The sequence below is a fragment of the Anaeromonas gelatinilytica genome, from assembly GCF_016820635.1.
GTDB lineage: Bacteria > Bacillota > Clostridia > Tissierellales > SIT17 > Anaeromonas > Anaeromonas gelatinilytica.
Genome location: NZ_WSFU01000070.1, coordinates 1 through 16,538, shown reverse-complemented (window position 1 = coordinate 16,538; position 16,538 = coordinate 1). Strand labels below are relative to the sequence as shown.

Here is a 16,538-nt window from a genome sequence, read left to right as displayed (position 1 = left end):
CTTGAGAACTGTATATATCTAGCGAATATATATGAATGCGCATAAAAACTATAATTGTACCTTACAAAAAAAGATAATGCTAATATGTACCATGAGTTGTATGGGAATTTAAGCCATCGGACTGCTAGACAAACTAGAGTAGATTAAAAGATTAATCAAAATAGGGCAGGTTGAACAGGAAGATTATTAGAAATGATAATCAAAATTAAAATTTATAGGGTTTTTTATAAGGTTTTTATAGACAATTATAGATTTTATGCAACGGTATACTATGAAAATAGATGATAAAATAAGAATAGGGAAAAATATTTTGGATAATGCAATTGAAATGAATATGAGCAAAGATATTATATTGAGAATAAGCCAGAAGATAGATAAGTATACTATTGAATATTATCGAATTAATAAAAACGAATTATATAAAAAATATAGTATCTGATAATTTTTTTATATCATTTGTCATTCATACCGATAAAAGTGTCGTTCATCCATTTACCATTGTAAAATGTATAGCAGTTTAATATGATATGGTATGTAGAAAAGATAAAGATGATATAAATTTGAATTTTAATACTTCTATGTTAATAGTTGGGGTTGTTATTCCATTGAACTTCTCATGTGTTACTAAAAAAAATACTTTTGTTTTTATACCTACAAATTTTAATTTACTTGAATATTTATAGTGTTAGTTTCTAAATCAAGTCTTTCCTTAAGTTCATCGCTTATTTCTAATTTGAAATTTGTATTTTTAGGGAGACTTTCAAATTCATAAACAAAAGCAGTAATAACAGTTCCATCGGTTCTTCCAATATTATTTGGTTTTATTCCTACTACTTTTAAATGATCAATGAAATCTCCACTCATTGGTCCTTTACTAAAGAGTTCTTCTTGTACATTTGAAAGTAAAGAGCTTTCCACAGAATAAACGATTTTAAAAGTATCTTTATTAATTTCTACTTTTCCATTAAGGGGAATAGGTTTTTCATCGACTTCTATTTGATATTTCCATTCACTTCTTGCTATTTCTAAAAGTGCATCTTCATCCAAATATTTTATTGTTTTATCTATGAAATCATTATATTCATTTTTTTCTTTTTCAAGTTGTTTAATTTCTAATTTATAATCATCATTCTTTTCTTCTAACTTTTTAATATCTTCTTCTAACTTTTTAATATCTTCTTCATATTTTTTAATTTCACTTTGTAATTCTTGAGTTTCTACATTTTTATTTTCAGCTTCTCCCCCTACACTCGTTTGATTCGCACATCCTGTCAAAGTCAATATAAGTAATATAGATATGAAGATAAATATTTTTTTTCTCATTTTCAATCACCTTTCTTAATTTAGCTATATTTTATTAAATAAGGTCTTAGTTATTAATATAATTATATATGTTCAAAAAATATTTATTATTTGTTTTTTCTAATACTAAAACACTATTAATTATTTAGTTAAGTTATTTAATATTTTTATATGCAAAATAAATTATGTATTAATTTCATTGACCAACTTATATTATAATCATAATATTGATTTATAATTAATTGAATCTTTCGATAAAATATTATAAAATTTTTATTGTTATAACTAATATAATTATTCATTAATTTATTCCTTTTTTTCAGTATTTTTTATCTATCTTAGAAGGATGGGAGAAAAAAGATAAATATGTAGTGAAAAATAAATAAGCCTATGCCAGTTTTAAAAGTAGTAAAGAGTTTAAAAATCTTAGAGAAACAAATGTAAAGTTCAATAGAGTAGGGGAAATTATAGAACCTTATTATTATATATATTTAAAAAGGGTATTATATAATAAAGATTTAAAGGGAGATGATATATATGTATGATATTAGTATAATAGGAGCAGGAGTTGTAGGAGGAGCTATAGCTCGAGAATTATCAAAATATGATTTAAATATAGCTTTAATAGAAAAAGAAGGAGATGTATCCCTTGGAGCTTCAAAAGCAAATAGTGGCATAGTTCATGGAGGATATGTAAGTAAATACGGGACATTAAAAGGAAAGCTATGTATAAAAGGTAATAGTATGTTTGATCAACTAAATAAAGAGTTAAATTTTGGATTTAGACGAACTGGGGCAATTGTAATAGGTTTTGATAGAGAAGATGAAGAGAGAATTAAGAAAATATATGAAAATGCATTAAAAGTAGGACATAAAGAAGATGATATTGAAATTATATATAAAGATAAAATAAAAGAAATAGAACCACATATAAATGATGATGTTAAAGTTGCTTTTTATTGTAAAAGTGTTGGAGTTACTTCACCATATGAAATGACCATAGCTTTAGTGGAAAATGCTATAGAAAATGGTGTTGAATTAAAATTGAAAACAGAAGTTTTAGATATAGATAGAGTTGAAGAAGGATTTAATATAAGAACAAATAATGGCAGTATAAAAACTAAATATATTATTAATGCTGCTGGAGTTTATAGTGACAAAATAGCTGGTATGGTAGGGATTAATAGTTTTAAAATATTACCAAGGAAAGGACAATATATATTATTTGGTAAGGATCAAGGGGATTTGGTTAATACTGTAGTATTTCAAACGCCTACAAATAAAGGGAAGGGAATACTTGTAACAACAACGTATCATGGGAATTTTATGATAGGACCAGATGCAGAAGATATAGAGCAGAAATGGGATGTTGATACTACAATTGAATCTTTAAAACATGTTGTAGATAAGTCGAGAAAGTCTATACCTGGATTTAATATTAAAAGAGCTCTTACAACATTTTCTGGAATAAGAGCAAGAAGCAATATTGAAGATTTTGTAATTGAAGAAAGCGATATAGATGGATTTATAAATGTAGCTGGAATAGATTCACCAGGATTGACTTCATCTCCAGCGATAGCACTAGAAATTGTAGATATATTAACAAAAATGGGAGCTAATCTGAAAAAAAACAAAAAATTTAATCCATATAGAAATCCAATAATAATAGATAAAGAAAATTTTGATGGAAGAATTGATGATGAAAATCCTGAAAAGAATATAATATGTAGATGTGAAAAAGTAACTGAGTATGAAATAATTGATGCAATTAATAGAAATATACCAATAGAATCTGTAGACGCTGTAAAGAGGAGAACAAGGGCAGGAATGGGAATTTGTCAAGGAAATTTTTGTAGACCTAGAGTAAAGAAATTGATATCTAGAGAAAAGGATATTCCAATAGATAAGATTAGGATTAGAGATGAGAGTTCTAATTTCACTCCTCAAAAAATAAATATAAATGAAATAAGAGGAATCGATAAATAATTAACTATTGTTGACAGATGGGATGAAAAAGAATAGAATTAAATTATCAAAAAATTCTAAGAATAGATAAATGATATTACACAGATCAGAGATGAGAGAGCGTGTGTAGGACCTATGGAAATATAGGTTTTATGAACATGCTCTTTTTTAACGAAAATAAATACAAATATGAGGAGAATATTATGGCCACTAAATTTTTTACGAATATACATGAAAATCCTATAATAGCAGCAGTAAATCAAATATCAAAATTAGAAAAGGCATTAAAATCTCCCATTAAAAATGTATTCTTACTTTCAGGAAATATCTTGAATATTGGAGAAATTGTAGAAGAATGTAAACAACATGATAAGGGAGTTTTTGTTCATATAGACCTAATAGATGGAATCGCTAAAGATAAGTGGAGCTTAGAATATATAGCTGAAAATATAAAACCTGATGGTATTATTACAACTAAAAGTAATTTAATAAAATTAGCTAAAAAATTCAATTTATTTACCATACAAAGGCTTTTTATATTAGATTCTCTATCTCTTGAAACAGGAATAAAGTTGATTAAGTCAGCTAAACCAGATGCAGTAGAAGTTCTTCCAGGAATAATGCCTAAAATAATAAAAACTATTCATGAAGAAACAAGGATACCTATAATAGCGGGAGGACTGATAAGAGATAAAGAAGATGTAATTGAAAGTTTAAATGCAGGTACATTAGGAATTTCAACAAGTAATACAGATGTATGGTATATGTGATTGAAAAAAGAGGAGGAGTAAATATGTGAGGATTAATAAGTAGTTAGTACAAATTTATAGTATCTATAAAAAATTAAAAAAGGGGAGAAATTATTATGTCGAATATGGCGATGTATACAGCAGAATTTTTTGGTACAATGATACTTATATTATTAGGTGATGGTGTTGTGGCAAACGTTTCGCTTAAAAAATCTAAAGCTCATGACGCAGGTTGGATCGTTGTTGCAACCGCATGGGGACTTGCAGTTGCTATGGCAGCGTATATTACTGGATGGGTAAGTGGTGCACACTTAAATCCTGCATTGACTATTGGAATGGCATCAATTGGAAATTTGTCATGGTCATTAGTTCCTGGATATATTATTTCACAAATACTGGGGGCAATGGTAGGAGGATTTTTAGTATATATAGCTTTTAGGGATCACTTTGCAGCTACTGATGATGCAGGTGCAAAATTAGGAGTATTTTGTACAGGCCCAGCAATAAGAAATTTAAAATGGAATTTTATAACAGAGGTTATAGGTACTGCAATGCTAGTTATAGGAATCTTAGGAATAAATCATGGAAACAATGAAGTAGGGGCATTAAGTGCGTTATTAGCAGGCTTTTTAGTTTGGAGTATTGGATTAAGTTTAGGAGGACCTACAGGATATGCTATAAATCCAGCTAGAGATTTAGGACCTAGAATTGCTCATGCTATACTTCCTATACCAGGAAAAAGAGATTCAGATTGGTCATATGCTTGGGTACCAGTTATAGGACCTATTGTTGGCGGTGTAATTGGAGCACTTCTTTATCAATTTTTACTTAATATATGGGTTTAAGGAAAAGGTTTTTTAAAAAGAGTATAATTATTTTACATTTGAAAAATATTAAAATATAATATATTATATGGAGGGTGCATGATGGAAAAGAAATATATAATGGCATTAGACCAAGGGACTACAAGTTCAAGAGCAATACTTTTTGATCACAATAGTGAAATAATAAATGTAGCTCAAAAGGAATTTACACAAATTTATCCTAAAGCTGGTTGGGTTGAACATGATCCTATGGAAATTTGGGGAACACAGAGTGGAGTTGCTAGAGAAGTATTAGAAACTGCTGGTATAAGACCTCAAGAAGTTGCCGCCATAGGTATAACAAATCAAAGGGAAACTACTATTGTTTGGGATAAAACCACAGGAAAACCTATTTATAATGCAATAGTTTGGCAATGTAGAAGAACTGCTAATATATGTGATGACTTAAAAAGAAGAGGATTAGAAGATTATATAAAAGAAAATACAGGATTAGTAGTAGATGCTTATTTTTCAGGCACAAAAATCAAATGGATTCTTGATAATGTTGAAGGAGCTAGAGAAAAGGCAGAAAACGGAGAATTATTGTTTGGTAATGTAGATACATGGCTAATATGGAATTTAACAAGAGGTAAAGTACATGTAACTGATTATACAAATGCTTCAAGAACAATGGTATATAATATTAAAGAACTCAAATGGGATGAAAAGCTCTTGAAAGAATTAGATATTCCGGCTTCAATGTTACCCGAGGTTAAACCTTCTAGTGAGGTATATGGATATACTGATCCACAAACTTATGGAGGTTCAAAGATACCAATTGCCGGTATAGCAGGAGATCAACAAGCAGCACTTTTTGGACAAGCATGTTATGATGATGGAATGGCTAAAAACACCTATGGAACAGGTTGTTTTATGCTTATGAATACTGGTGAAAAAATGGTTCAATCTAAAAATGGACTTCTTACTACAATAGCTTGGGGAATAGATGGCAAAGTAAATTATGCATTAGAAGGAAGTATATTTGTTGGTGGAGCTATAATACAATGGTTAAGGGATGAACTAAGATTAATAAGTGATGCATCTGATAGTGAATATTTTGCAACTAAGGTTGAAGATTCTAACGGAGTATATATAGTACCAGCTTTTGTTGGCTTAGGAGCACCTCACTGGGATATGTATGCTAGAGGTACAATGGTTGGTCTTACTAGAGGAGCCAATAAAAATCATATCATAAGAGCTGCATTAGAATCTATAGCATATCAAAGTAAAGATATACTTGAAGCTATGCAACAGGATTCAGGTATAGATTTAAAAGAATTAAAAGTTGATGGAGGAGCAGTAGCAAATAATTTCTTGATGCAATTCCAATCTGATATTCTTGAAGTTCCTGTAAATAGACCAGTAATAACAGAAACAACTGCTATGGGAGCTGCATATTTAGCAGGTCTAGCAGTAGGTTTTTGGGAAAGCAAAGAAGACATATCAAAAAGATATTCAATAGATAAAGTATTTAAACCAGAAATGGAATCAGAAAAAGTAGATAAAATATATGGAGATTGGAAAAGAGCTATTGAAAGATCTTTGAGATGGGAAAAAGATGAGTAAAAGGTGTAAATAATTTAGAATAGAATATTAAGGTTGAGATAAAGAGAACCACACTAATATGCCTATGGAAGGATAGGCTTGCTTTAGTGTGGTTTTTTCATTAATAAAAAAAGGAGGCAGTCTTGATGTATAATGTAGTAATAATAGGGGCTGGAGTAATAGGAAATTTTATAGCAAGGGAATTATCAAAATACAAATTAAACATAGCTATAGTAGAAAAAGATAGTGAAGTATCGAATGGTACTACTAAAGCAAATAGTGCTATAGTTCATGGTGGTTATGATGCAAAACCAGGAACAAAAATGGCCAAATTTAATTCAGAAGGTAATCCTATGTTTGATAAGGTATGTAAGGAGTTAGATGTACCGTTTAAAAAAATAGGATCTTTAGTATTAGCTTTTAATGATGAAGATATGGAAACTTTAAAGGAATTGTATGATAGAGGAATAGAAAATAAAATACCTAATATTGAAATAATAGATAAAAATAAGGTAAAAGAAATGGAACCTAATATAAATGATGATGTTATCGGAGCATTATATTCTCCTACAGCAGGAATCGTTGGTGCATATGAATTAGCCATAGCTCTTGCTGAAAATGCAGCAGATAATGGAGTAGAACTTATACTGAATAATGAAGTAAAGGATATTGAAAAGATAGATGATGGATATAAAATATTAACAAATAAACAAGAAATTAAATCAAAGTATGTAATTAACTGTGCAGGTGTATATGCAGATAAAATAAATAATATGGTAGCAAAGGAAACCTTTAAAATTATTCCGAAAAGAGGACAATATTATATTTTAGATAAGAGTGCATCATATATAACAAATCATGTTATATTTCAATGTCCTAATAAATTTGGAAAGGGTGTTTTAGTGGCACCAACAGTTCATGGAAATATAATTGTAGGACCAGATAGTCAAGAATTAAATGATGACCAAAGGGATGAATTACAAACAACAAGTGATAATATTGAGTATGTTAGAAATACAGCAGTAAAGAGCATAGAAAAAATACCATTTAATAAGACTATAACTAATTTTTCTGGTGTTAGAGCAGAGCCAGACACAGGAGATTTTATAATAGAAGAATCTCAAGATGCAAAAGGCTTTATAAATGTTGCAGGAATAAAATCACCAGGCTTATCATCTGCTCCTGCAATAGCTCAATATGTAGTTGAATTAGTTAAAGAAAGATATGATGGATTAGAAAAAAATAAAGATTTTAATCCTCGTAGAGAAATGATTGTATTTAATGAATTAAGTAAAGAAAAAAAGGCTGAATTGATAAAGAAAGATCCAAGGTATGGAAGAGTTATTTGTAGATGTGAAAATATAACAGAAGGTGAAATAGTAGATAGTATAAGAAAAAATGCAGGAGCGACAACCGTTGACGGAGTAAAAAGAAGAGCAAGACCCGGAGCTGGAAGATGTCAAGGTGGTTTTTGTGGACCTAGAGTAATGGAAATATTAGCAAGAGAATTGAATAAGGATATAGAAAAGATAGTCAAGGATGGAAATGAATCTAATATATTGACAGGAAAAACAAAATCTTAGAATGCTATTACTATATACAAAACAGAAATAATGGGAGTGATAATGTGTTGAATTACGATATTGTAGTCATAGGAGGAGGTCCAGCAGGATTAGCTGCTGCAATAGAAGCCAAAAAAAATGGTATTAATAATATATTAATTATAGAAAGAGATAAGGAATTAGGAGGAATACTTCAGCAGTGTATTCATAATGGATTTGGATTACATGTATTTAAAGAAGAATTAACAGGTCCAGGATATGCAGAGAAATTTATAAATGAATTAAAGAGTTTAAATATAGAATACAAATTAGATACTATGGTATTGGATATAACAGAAGATAAAATGATAAGTGCCATAAATACAGAGGATGGCTTTATGGAAATAAAGGCAGAAGCAGTAGTATTGGCAATGGGATGTAGAGAAAGACCTAGAGGAGCTTTATCAATACCAGGTACTCGACCAGCGGGAGTATTTACAGCAGGAACAGCTCAAAGATTTATAAATATGGAAGGCTATATGGTAGGTAAAAAGGTAGTAATATTAGGCTCTGGAGATATAGGACTTATTATGGCAAGAAGACTTACTCTTGAAGGAGCAGAAGTTAAAGCAGTTGCAGAGTTAATGTCTTATTCAGGAGGACTTACAAGAAATATAGTTCAATGTTTAGATGATTTTGATATACCTTTACTATTAAGTCATACAGTAGTAGATATAAAGGGAAAAGATAGAGTGGAAGGAGTAGTCATAGCAAAAGTAGATGAGAATAAAAAGCCTATACCAGGAACTGAGAAATTATATGAATGTGATACATTACTACTTTCTGTTGGATTAATACCGGAAAATGAACTATCAAGTGGTGCAGGAATAGAATTAGATTCAACAACTAATGGTCCAAAAGTAAATGAGTCAATGGAAACAAATATAGAAGGTATATTTGCTTGTGGTAATGTAGTACATGTTCATGATCTTGTAGATTATGTAACTGAGGAAAGTATAAGAGCAGGAAGGAATGCAGCTAAATTTATAAAGAAAGAATTGAAGAAAGATAGTCACACAATAAATACCAAAGCAAAGGATGGAATAAGATATATAATTCCTCATGAAATTAGAGTTGAAAATTTGGATAATACTTTAGACATGTTTATGAGGGTTACAGATGTATATAGAGATGCAAAATTAGTTATTAAAGCAGATGGAGAAATAGTGAGGGAAATAAAGAAAAAACATCTTGCTCCTGGAGAGATGGAAAGAATTAAAATACCAGTTAAAGATATAAAAAATAACAATATCTCTAATATTACAGTAGAAGTTCAAGGGAAGGTGAAGTAATATGAAGGAATATGAAAAAGTGTGTATAGTATGTCCTGTAGGATGTAGATTGACTATAACAGAAGATTCGAATAGTAATAATGGATATAGAGTAGAAGGAAACAATTGTCCTCGAGGTGAAAAATACGGTATAAAAGAAGTCACAAATCCGACTAGAGTATTAACTACTACAGTAAAAATATCTGGGGCTCATCATGACAGGATACCAGTGATAAGTAGTGATGGATTACCTAAGAAAAAATTATTTGAATGCATGGAAATCATAAATGATGTTAATATAGTGGCTCCTATAAAAGCAGGTGATGTAATTGTAGAAGATATATTAGATACTGGAGTAGACATAGTAGCATCAAGAAGTATGGACAAACAATAAATTTCATAATAAAAACACTATTTTATGTAGAACACCCCATTTCTGGACTAAATGATAGTCTGAAAATAGGGTGTTTTATTGTGAAATTTTATATATATAATTATTTATATGATAAAATAAATTATATAATATTTATAAAATGAATGAAGGGTCGTGAAAAATTGGAGAGACATAAGGTATCATTGTTAAAATGTTCAAACTATGATTATGACTTAATAAAAAAATCTATTTTAAAATCTTTTAAGAATTTAGGAGGAATAGATAAATATATAGATAAAGGTGATAAAGTATTATTAAAGATAAACTTATTAATGAAAAAAAGACCAGAAGAAGCAACAACAACTCATCCTGTTTTTACAAAAGCATTGGCTAAGGTATTGATAGACTATGGAGCAGAAGTCATAATAGGAGATAGTCCTGGAGGACCATTTAATACTTCGATATTAAATGGAGTATATAGAGCGTGTGGAATAGAAGAAATATCTAAGGAAGTAGGAGCAGAATTAAATTATAATACAAATTCAGTAGAAATGAAAAATGAAAAAGGATTAATACTAAAAAATATAAATGCAATAGAAGTGCTAAATAAGGTAGATAAAGTAATTTCTGTATCAAAATTAAAAACCCATGGTATGATGATGTTTACTGGTGCAGTGAAAAATATGTTTGGAATAGTAGCAGGATTAGAAAAAGCAGAATATCATGTGAGAATGCCTAATATAAAAGATTTTTCTAATGCTCTGTTAGATATATGCATATTGGCAAAACCTGTATTATCTTTTATGGATGGTATAGTAGGTATGGAGGGGAATGGTCCCAGTGGAGGAGATCCAAGACAGGTAGGAGCAGTCATAGCATCTACAAGTCCATATCATTTAGATGTAGTAGCAACATCTCTTATCGGAATAAATCCTGGTAAAGTTCCAACAATACAAAGATCTGTAGAAAGAGGTATATGTGAAGGAAATTTTAATGATATTGAAATTATAGGAGAAAGAATAGAAGAATTAAAGATAAATGATTTTATTGTACCAGAAATAAGAAGCTTAGATTTATTAGATGGTAAATTACCGAAATTTATGAGAACTATAATAAATGAATTAATGCAACCAAAACCAGTATTTAATAAGAATATATGTGTTGGTTGTGAAAAATGCTTTGAAAGTTGTCCTCCTCAAGTGATAACAATGATTAATCGCAAACCATCTGTAAAATTAGATGAATGCATCAGGTGTTTCTGTTGTCAGGAATTATGTCCAGTGAATGCAATAGATATTCATAGACCAATACTTATGAAACTATTAGCAAGATTGTAGAAATGGGGAAGGAGGAGAATGTAAATGAAAAGACAAATAATTAGAACAATAGGTATTATTGCAGCCATTATAGTAATCATTTCAACAGTGCAAGAATTAAATATAGCTGGTTTAACATTATTATCTTTATCAATCATGATATTTAGCTTGCTTTATGATACTAAAAAGCAATTTGAAGAAGATAAGATGCACGAAAAGAATTGGAAACTTGTTTTAGTAGCAGGATTATCAATAGGAGGTATTAGTCTTGTTGCAGGTATTTTGAAGATTATTGATGTTTTATATAAATAAAAATCGTAAAGGAAAATTGAAATTAGTGTAGAATTAGTTTATATATATGGATTAGTTATATCAGTAGAATAGTATGAAATAAATTTGCTATATAAATCATATAGGGGATAGATAATGAATAGAATTTTTTTTACTATAGTAGGAGCTTACTTAATATTATACGGATTTATACTATTCACTAGAAGAAAAATCATGGAAAAAAACGAGTATGGATCTATATTTGTATTGATAATTTCAATAATACCTTTTGTAATAGATTATTTTGAAAAGGACTATGAACAAGTAGACTTATTAGGTATGATTATTGTTGTTATATTGCCTATAACGATAATTAGCATTATTTTAAATAGAGAAAGATATAATATAATTAATGTTAATTCCCAAATGATAAAAACTACCATTATAGATCTTTTAAGAGAAAATGATATCTCTTATGAGGAGGAGAAAAATGCTATAATTTTAAAAGATCATGATAATAAACGAATATCTTATAAAGAAAGATTTAATTCTGTAGACCTTAAATTAACAGACATAAGACAGCTAACTTTTTATAAAGAGTTAAAAACAGAATTGAAATATAGAATAAAAGAAATAGATAGATCAGTATTTCCTTTTTCAGGCATTTTTTATATTATATTTGGAATATTGATTGTAGTAGTAATATAATATCTATAAGATCATTATTACTTTTAACTGAGGTAGGAAAATTCTTTAAAAATTTAGTATGTAGGTTTTATATTAATAGATTTAAAATTAACGAAGGAGAATAGATATTGGAATCTCTGTTGAAAGTAATAGTAAAGATTTGATAAGAGAAGAAAGGATGTGTATTGATTATGAGAGAAATAAATGTATTTGAGATTACAAAAGCTGTAAGAAATTTATGTATAAACTCGAATTATTATCTTTCACAGGATGTTAAAGATAGAATAAAAGAGGCTTTTAATAATGAGTCTTCTTCTATGGCAAAAGATATATTAGAGAAAATACTTAAAAATATAGATATTGCTAAAAACGAGGACATGCCAGCTTGTCAAGATACAGGTATGGCTTGCGTTTTTGTGGAAATTGGTCAAGATATTCATATTGTAGGTGGAGATTTAGAAGATGCCATTAATGAAGGAGTAAGACAAGGATATATAGAAGGATATTTAAGAAAATCTGTAGTAAAAGATCCCTTAAATAGAGTAAATACTAAAGATAATACTCCTGGGGTAATATATTATGATATGGTATCTGGAAATAAATTAAATATTACTGTTGCACCAAAAGGTTTTGGTTCTGAAAATATGAGTCAGATTAAAATGTTAAAACCAGCTGATGGTATTGAAGGAGTTAAAGAGTTTATAATTGAAGTTGTAAGAGATGCTGGACCAAATCCATGTCCCCCTATTGTAGTAGGTGTTGGTATAGGTGGTACTTTTGATAAAGCTGCTAATATGGCTAAAAGAGCTTTAATTAGACCATTATCAGAAAAAAATAATAATAAATTTTATAGAGATTTAGAGGATGAGATTTTGGAGGAAATCAATAAATTAGGCATAGGACCTCAAGGCTTTGGTGGTAAAACTACTGCTCTCGCTGTTAATATAGAAACTTATCCGACTCATATAGCAGGATTGCCTGTAGCAGTTAATATAAATTGCCATGTAACTAGACATGCTCATATTGAATTATAAATAGAAGAAAAAATTAGTATATATATAAGGAGGATATAGTATAGATGGAAAAGAAAATATCATTACCTTTAACTTATGATAAAGTCAAACAATTAAAAATTGGTGATAGTGTACTTATAACTGGAGTTATATATACTGCAAGAGATGCTGCACACAAAAGACTTGTTGAATTATTAGATGAAGGTAAAAGTATGCCTATAGATGTAAAGGATTCAATTATATATTATGTAGGACCAGCTCCTGCTAAACCAGGACAACCCATAGGATCAGCAGGACCTACAACTAGTTATAGAATGGATCCATATACTCCAAGATTATTAAATTCAGGCTTGAGAGGTATGATTGGTAAAGGATTAAGATCAAAGGAAGTTATTGAATCTATGAAGAAAAATGGAGCTGTATATTTTGCTGCAATAGGTGGTGCAGCGGCACTTATGAGTAAGTCTATTAAAAAAGCAGAAATAGTTGCATATGAGGATTTGGGTTCAGAAGCTATAAGAAGATTGGAAGTAGTTGATTTGCCAGTTATTGTTGTAATAGATTCAGAAGGAAATAATCTTTATGAAATAAGTCAAAATTAGTATTTGAAAAAATATTTATTGGAGGTAGAAAATGGATTATTCAAAAGAAAGTTTAATCATGCATGAAGAAAAAGGTGGTAAGATTGAGGTTAATTCGAAGGTTGAGGTTGAAGATAGGGATGGTTTAAGTATAGCATATACTCCTGGGGTTGCAGAACCATGTAAGAAAATACACGAAAATAAGGAAAATGTTTATAAATATACTGCTAAAGGAAATCTTGTAGCAGTAGTGACAGATGGAACAGCAGTTTTAGGATTAGGAGATATAGGACCAGAATCTGCAATGCCAGTAATGGAAGGTAAATCTATATTATTTAAGAAGTTTGCAAATGTAGATGCATTTCCTATATGTCTTGATACAAAAGATGTAGATGAGATAGTAAAGACAGTTAAGATGATAGCACCTACATTTGGTGGAATTAATCTTGAAGATATAGGAGCACCAAGATGTTTTGAAATAGAAGAGAGATTAAAGAGAGAGTTAGATATTCCTGTATTTCATGATGACCAGCATGGAACAGCTATAGTTGTTGTTGCAGGACTTATAAATGCATTAAAACTAGTTAAAAAAGAAGTTGAAGATATAACTGTAGTAGTCAATGGAGCAGGTTCAGCAGGAATGGCAATCACAAAGATGCTAATAAATCTTGGAGTTGGAGATATATTACTTTGTGATAGAAAAGGAATTATTTATCAAGGATCACCAGATAATGATAAATATAAAGAAGAAATTTCAAAAGTTACAAATAAAAATTCAAGACAAGGTACATTAAAGGATGCAATTGAAGGTTCAGATGTATTCATAGGTGTTTCAGCTGCCAATATTGTAACAGAAGAAATGGTAAAATCAATGAATAGAGATGCAATAGTATTTGCTATGGCTAATCCTGTACCAGAAATTATGCCAGATTTAGCTAAGAAGGCAGGAGCAAGAGTAATAGGGTCAGGACGTTCAGACTTTCCAAATCAGGTTAACAATGTTCTTGCATTCCCTGGTATATTTAGAGGTGCATTAGATGTAAGAGCCAGTGAAATAAATGAAGAAATGAAAGTTGCAGCAGCATATGCTATAGCAGAGATTATTAGTCAAGAGGAATTAAACGAGGAATATGTTATACCAAATCCATTTGATAAAAGGGTTGCGTCAAATACAGCAAAATCAGTTGCAAAAGCAGCTAGAGAATCGGGAGTAGCTAAAAAATAAAAAAATATTTGTTTTAAATTAAATAATTTCTCAAATTTTTATTTATATAGTAAATAGAAACTAGTGAAGAAAAACCTACTCCATAGTTATTAGAAAAAGAATTAACTGCTTTAAAAGAAACAGGTATATTTAAAGTGATAAATGATATAATTGTTGGAAAACCTCAAGATAAAGAATTTTATGAAGAATATAAAGAAATTTATAAAAAGGTTATTGAAAATAAAGACTTACCAATACTTTATAATATAAACTTTGGACATTCATATCCAAGATGTATAATTCCATATGGAATTAAAACAGAGATTGATTTGGATAAAAAAACAATTAGATTAAAAGAATCTTTTTTTCGAGTAATAAATATTCAATACTTAGTATTAATAGTATTTAGGGTTATATATCATAAAGAACAGTGAAAATAATTGATTAATTCACTGTTTCTTTTATTATATACATAAGAAAAGATATGATTTTACTAAAAAGAAATTTTTGTTTATAATACTAAGGTGACAAAATTTAAAGATACATAATTATTTTAAGAAATTAAATATGTAGAAAGTGATGTGTTTATATGAGTAAGGCATTATATATTGCTGAAAAACCTAGTGTAGCCCGAGAATTTGCAAAGGCTTTAAATATAAAGGGAAGTAATAAAGATGGCTTCATAGAGTCAGCTGATGCAGTAATTACATGGTGTGTAGGTCATCTAGTAACTATGAGTTATCCTGATAAATATGATGAGAAATATAAAAAATGGAGACTTAATGACCTCCCATTTTTACCAAAGGAATATAAATATGAAGTGATAGATAATGTGAAGAAACAGTTTAACATAATAAAGACATTGATGGAACGACCAGATGTATCAACTATATATGTATGTACAGACTCTGGACGAGAAGGAGAATATATCTATCGTCTGATAGATGATATCCTTAATGTAGAGAATAAAACAAAAAAGAGGGTGTGGATTGACTCTCAAACGGAAGCAGAAATCAAAAAGGGAGTTAAAAGTGCAAAGCCATTGAATGAATATGACAATTTAGCTAATTCAGCCTATTTAAGGGCAAAGGAAGACTATTTAATGGGAATAAATTTCTCTAGGTTACTGACACTTAGCTATGGAAGAACATTAAGTAAGCAATTAGGAAAAAAATATGTTGTAATAGCAGTTGGAAGAGTCATGACTTGTGTATTGGGAATGATAGTTCAGAGAGAAAGGGAAATTAGAGAATTTGTAAAAACTTCCTATTATAAGATTATATCTAGTTTTCAATTTGACCAATCTATAAACTATGATGGGGAATGGAAATCAATTGAAAGTTCAAAATATCATCTATCTAATCTATTATATAAGGATATTGGATTTAAAGAAGAAAAAGATGCTAAAAAATTTATAGATTATTTAAAGGAAGATAATGAGGATTTAACTGGAGTTGTAGAGGCAGTAAAGAAGAAAAAACAAACTAAAAATCCACCTATGCTTTATAATTTAGCAGAACTACAAAATCATTTATCTAAAAGATTAAAGATAAATCCAGATGAAACCTTAAATGTAGCTCAAAAATTATACGAAAAGAAAATGATTACTTATCCAAGAACAGATGCGAGGGTATTATCTAGTGCAGTGGCTAAGGAAATAGATTCCAATTTAAAAGGACTTTTAAATATTGAAAGGACATGTAAATTAGAAGAAAATGATGAAAAAATTAATAATTATATAAGAAGAATATTAAAAGAAGATATGTATAAAGGATTACAGAAGACTAAGTATGTGAAT

The 16,538-nt window shown here is 29.3% G+C and carries 16 protein-coding genes and 1 pseudogene; 16 read left to right on the top strand and 1 reads right to left on the bottom strand.

The window, feature by feature from the left end; translation table 11 throughout:
- Positions 1–271: 271 nt before the first annotated feature.
- Positions 272–439 (top strand): Spo0E family sporulation regulatory protein-aspartic acid phosphatase, encoded by a 168-nt coding sequence (locus tag GOQ29_RS05695; RefSeq protein WP_203371681.1) that lies wholly within the window; start codon positions 272–274, stop codon positions 437–439.
- A 221-nt stretch (positions 440–660) separates the two neighbouring features.
- Here GOQ29_RS05695 and GOQ29_RS05690 read toward each other — a convergent pair whose 3' ends face one another.
- Positions 661–1,323, bottom strand: a complete 663-nt coding sequence (locus GOQ29_RS05690) for a coiled-coil domain-containing protein (RefSeq protein WP_203371680.1) — start codon at positions 1,321–1,323, stop codon at positions 661–663.
- Between the two features lie 516 nt (positions 1,324–1,839).
- On the opposite strand from GOQ29_RS05690, the gene GOQ29_RS05685 reads away from it, so the two are divergent.
- From GOQ29_RS05685 to GOQ29_RS05615, 15 genes and pseudogenes are all read left to right on the top strand, one after another.
- Positions 1,840–3,288 (top strand): NAD(P)/FAD-dependent oxidoreductase, encoded by a 1,449-nt coding sequence (locus tag GOQ29_RS05685; protein WP_203371679.1) that lies wholly within the window; start codon positions 1,840–1,842, stop codon positions 3,286–3,288.
- Between the two features lie 182 nt (positions 3,289–3,470).
- Positions 3,471–4,037 carry a glycerol-3-phosphate responsive antiterminator gene (locus tag GOQ29_RS05680; protein WP_203371678.1) on the top strand — a complete coding sequence of 189 codons (567 nt, stop codon included), beginning with the start codon at positions 3,471–3,473 and terminating at the stop codon, positions 4,035–4,037.
- A gap of 95 nt (positions 4,038–4,132) precedes the next feature.
- Positions 4,133–4,861, top strand: a complete 729-nt coding sequence (locus tag GOQ29_RS05675) for an MIP/aquaporin family protein (protein WP_484477064.1) — start codon at positions 4,133–4,135, stop codon at positions 4,859–4,861.
- Between the two features lie 81 nt (positions 4,862–4,942).
- Complete coding sequence (gene glpK, locus GOQ29_RS05670) at positions 4,943–6,445, top strand: glycerol kinase GlpK (protein ID WP_203371677.1); 1,503 nt, start codon at positions 4,943–4,945, stop codon at positions 6,443–6,445.
- A 125-nt stretch (positions 6,446–6,570) separates the two neighbouring features.
- Positions 6,571–8,007 carry an NAD(P)/FAD-dependent oxidoreductase gene (locus GOQ29_RS05665; RefSeq protein WP_203371676.1) on the top strand — a complete coding sequence of 479 codons (1,437 nt, stop codon included), beginning with the start codon at positions 6,571–6,573 and terminating at the stop codon, positions 8,005–8,007.
- Between the two features lie 44 nt (positions 8,008–8,051).
- Positions 8,052–9,317, top strand: coding sequence for an FAD-dependent oxidoreductase (locus GOQ29_RS05660; protein WP_203371675.1), 1,266 nt, complete (start codon positions 8,052–8,054; stop codon positions 9,315–9,317).
- A gap of 1 nt (position 9,318) precedes the next feature.
- Positions 9,319–9,690: a DUF1667 domain-containing protein gene (locus GOQ29_RS05655; RefSeq protein ID WP_203371674.1), complete on the top strand. Its 372-nt coding sequence runs from the start codon at positions 9,319–9,321 to the stop codon at positions 9,688–9,690.
- Positions 9,691–9,851: 161 nt separating this feature from the next.
- Positions 9,852–11,006 carry a DUF362 domain-containing protein gene (locus tag GOQ29_RS05650; protein WP_252187524.1) on the top strand — a complete coding sequence of 385 codons (1,155 nt, stop codon included), beginning with the start codon at positions 9,852–9,854 and terminating at the stop codon, positions 11,004–11,006.
- Positions 11,007–11,030: 24 nt separating this feature from the next.
- Positions 11,031–11,297: a hypothetical protein gene (locus GOQ29_RS05645; protein ID WP_203371672.1), complete on the top strand. Its 267-nt coding sequence runs from the start codon at positions 11,031–11,033 to the stop codon at positions 11,295–11,297.
- A gap of 114 nt (positions 11,298–11,411) precedes the next feature.
- On the top strand, positions 11,412–11,963 hold the full coding sequence (locus tag GOQ29_RS05640) for a hypothetical protein (protein ID WP_203371671.1): 552 nt from the start codon (positions 11,412–11,414) through the stop codon (positions 11,961–11,963).
- 170 nt (positions 11,964–12,133) lie between these two features.
- Positions 12,134–12,976, top strand: coding sequence for a fumarate hydratase (locus GOQ29_RS05635; protein ID WP_203371670.1), 843 nt, complete (start codon positions 12,134–12,136; stop codon positions 12,974–12,976).
- A 44-nt stretch (positions 12,977–13,020) separates the two neighbouring features.
- Positions 13,021–13,557, top strand: coding sequence for a Fe-S-containing hydro-lyase (locus GOQ29_RS05630; protein WP_203371669.1), 537 nt, complete (start codon positions 13,021–13,023; stop codon positions 13,555–13,557).
- A gap of 31 nt (positions 13,558–13,588) precedes the next feature.
- Complete coding sequence (locus GOQ29_RS05625) at positions 13,589–14,761, top strand: NAD(P)-dependent malic enzyme (RefSeq protein ID WP_203371668.1); 1,173 nt, start codon at positions 13,589–13,591, stop codon at positions 14,759–14,761.
- Positions 14,762–14,865: 104 nt separating this feature from the next.
- Positions 14,866–15,174: pseudogene (locus tag GOQ29_RS05620) on the top strand (hypothetical protein); the annotation flags it as partial.
- Between the two features lie 155 nt (positions 15,175–15,329).
- A partial coding sequence (locus GOQ29_RS05615) for a DNA topoisomerase (RefSeq protein ID WP_252187523.1) occupies positions 15,330–16,538 on the top strand: 1,209 nt, incomplete at its 3' end.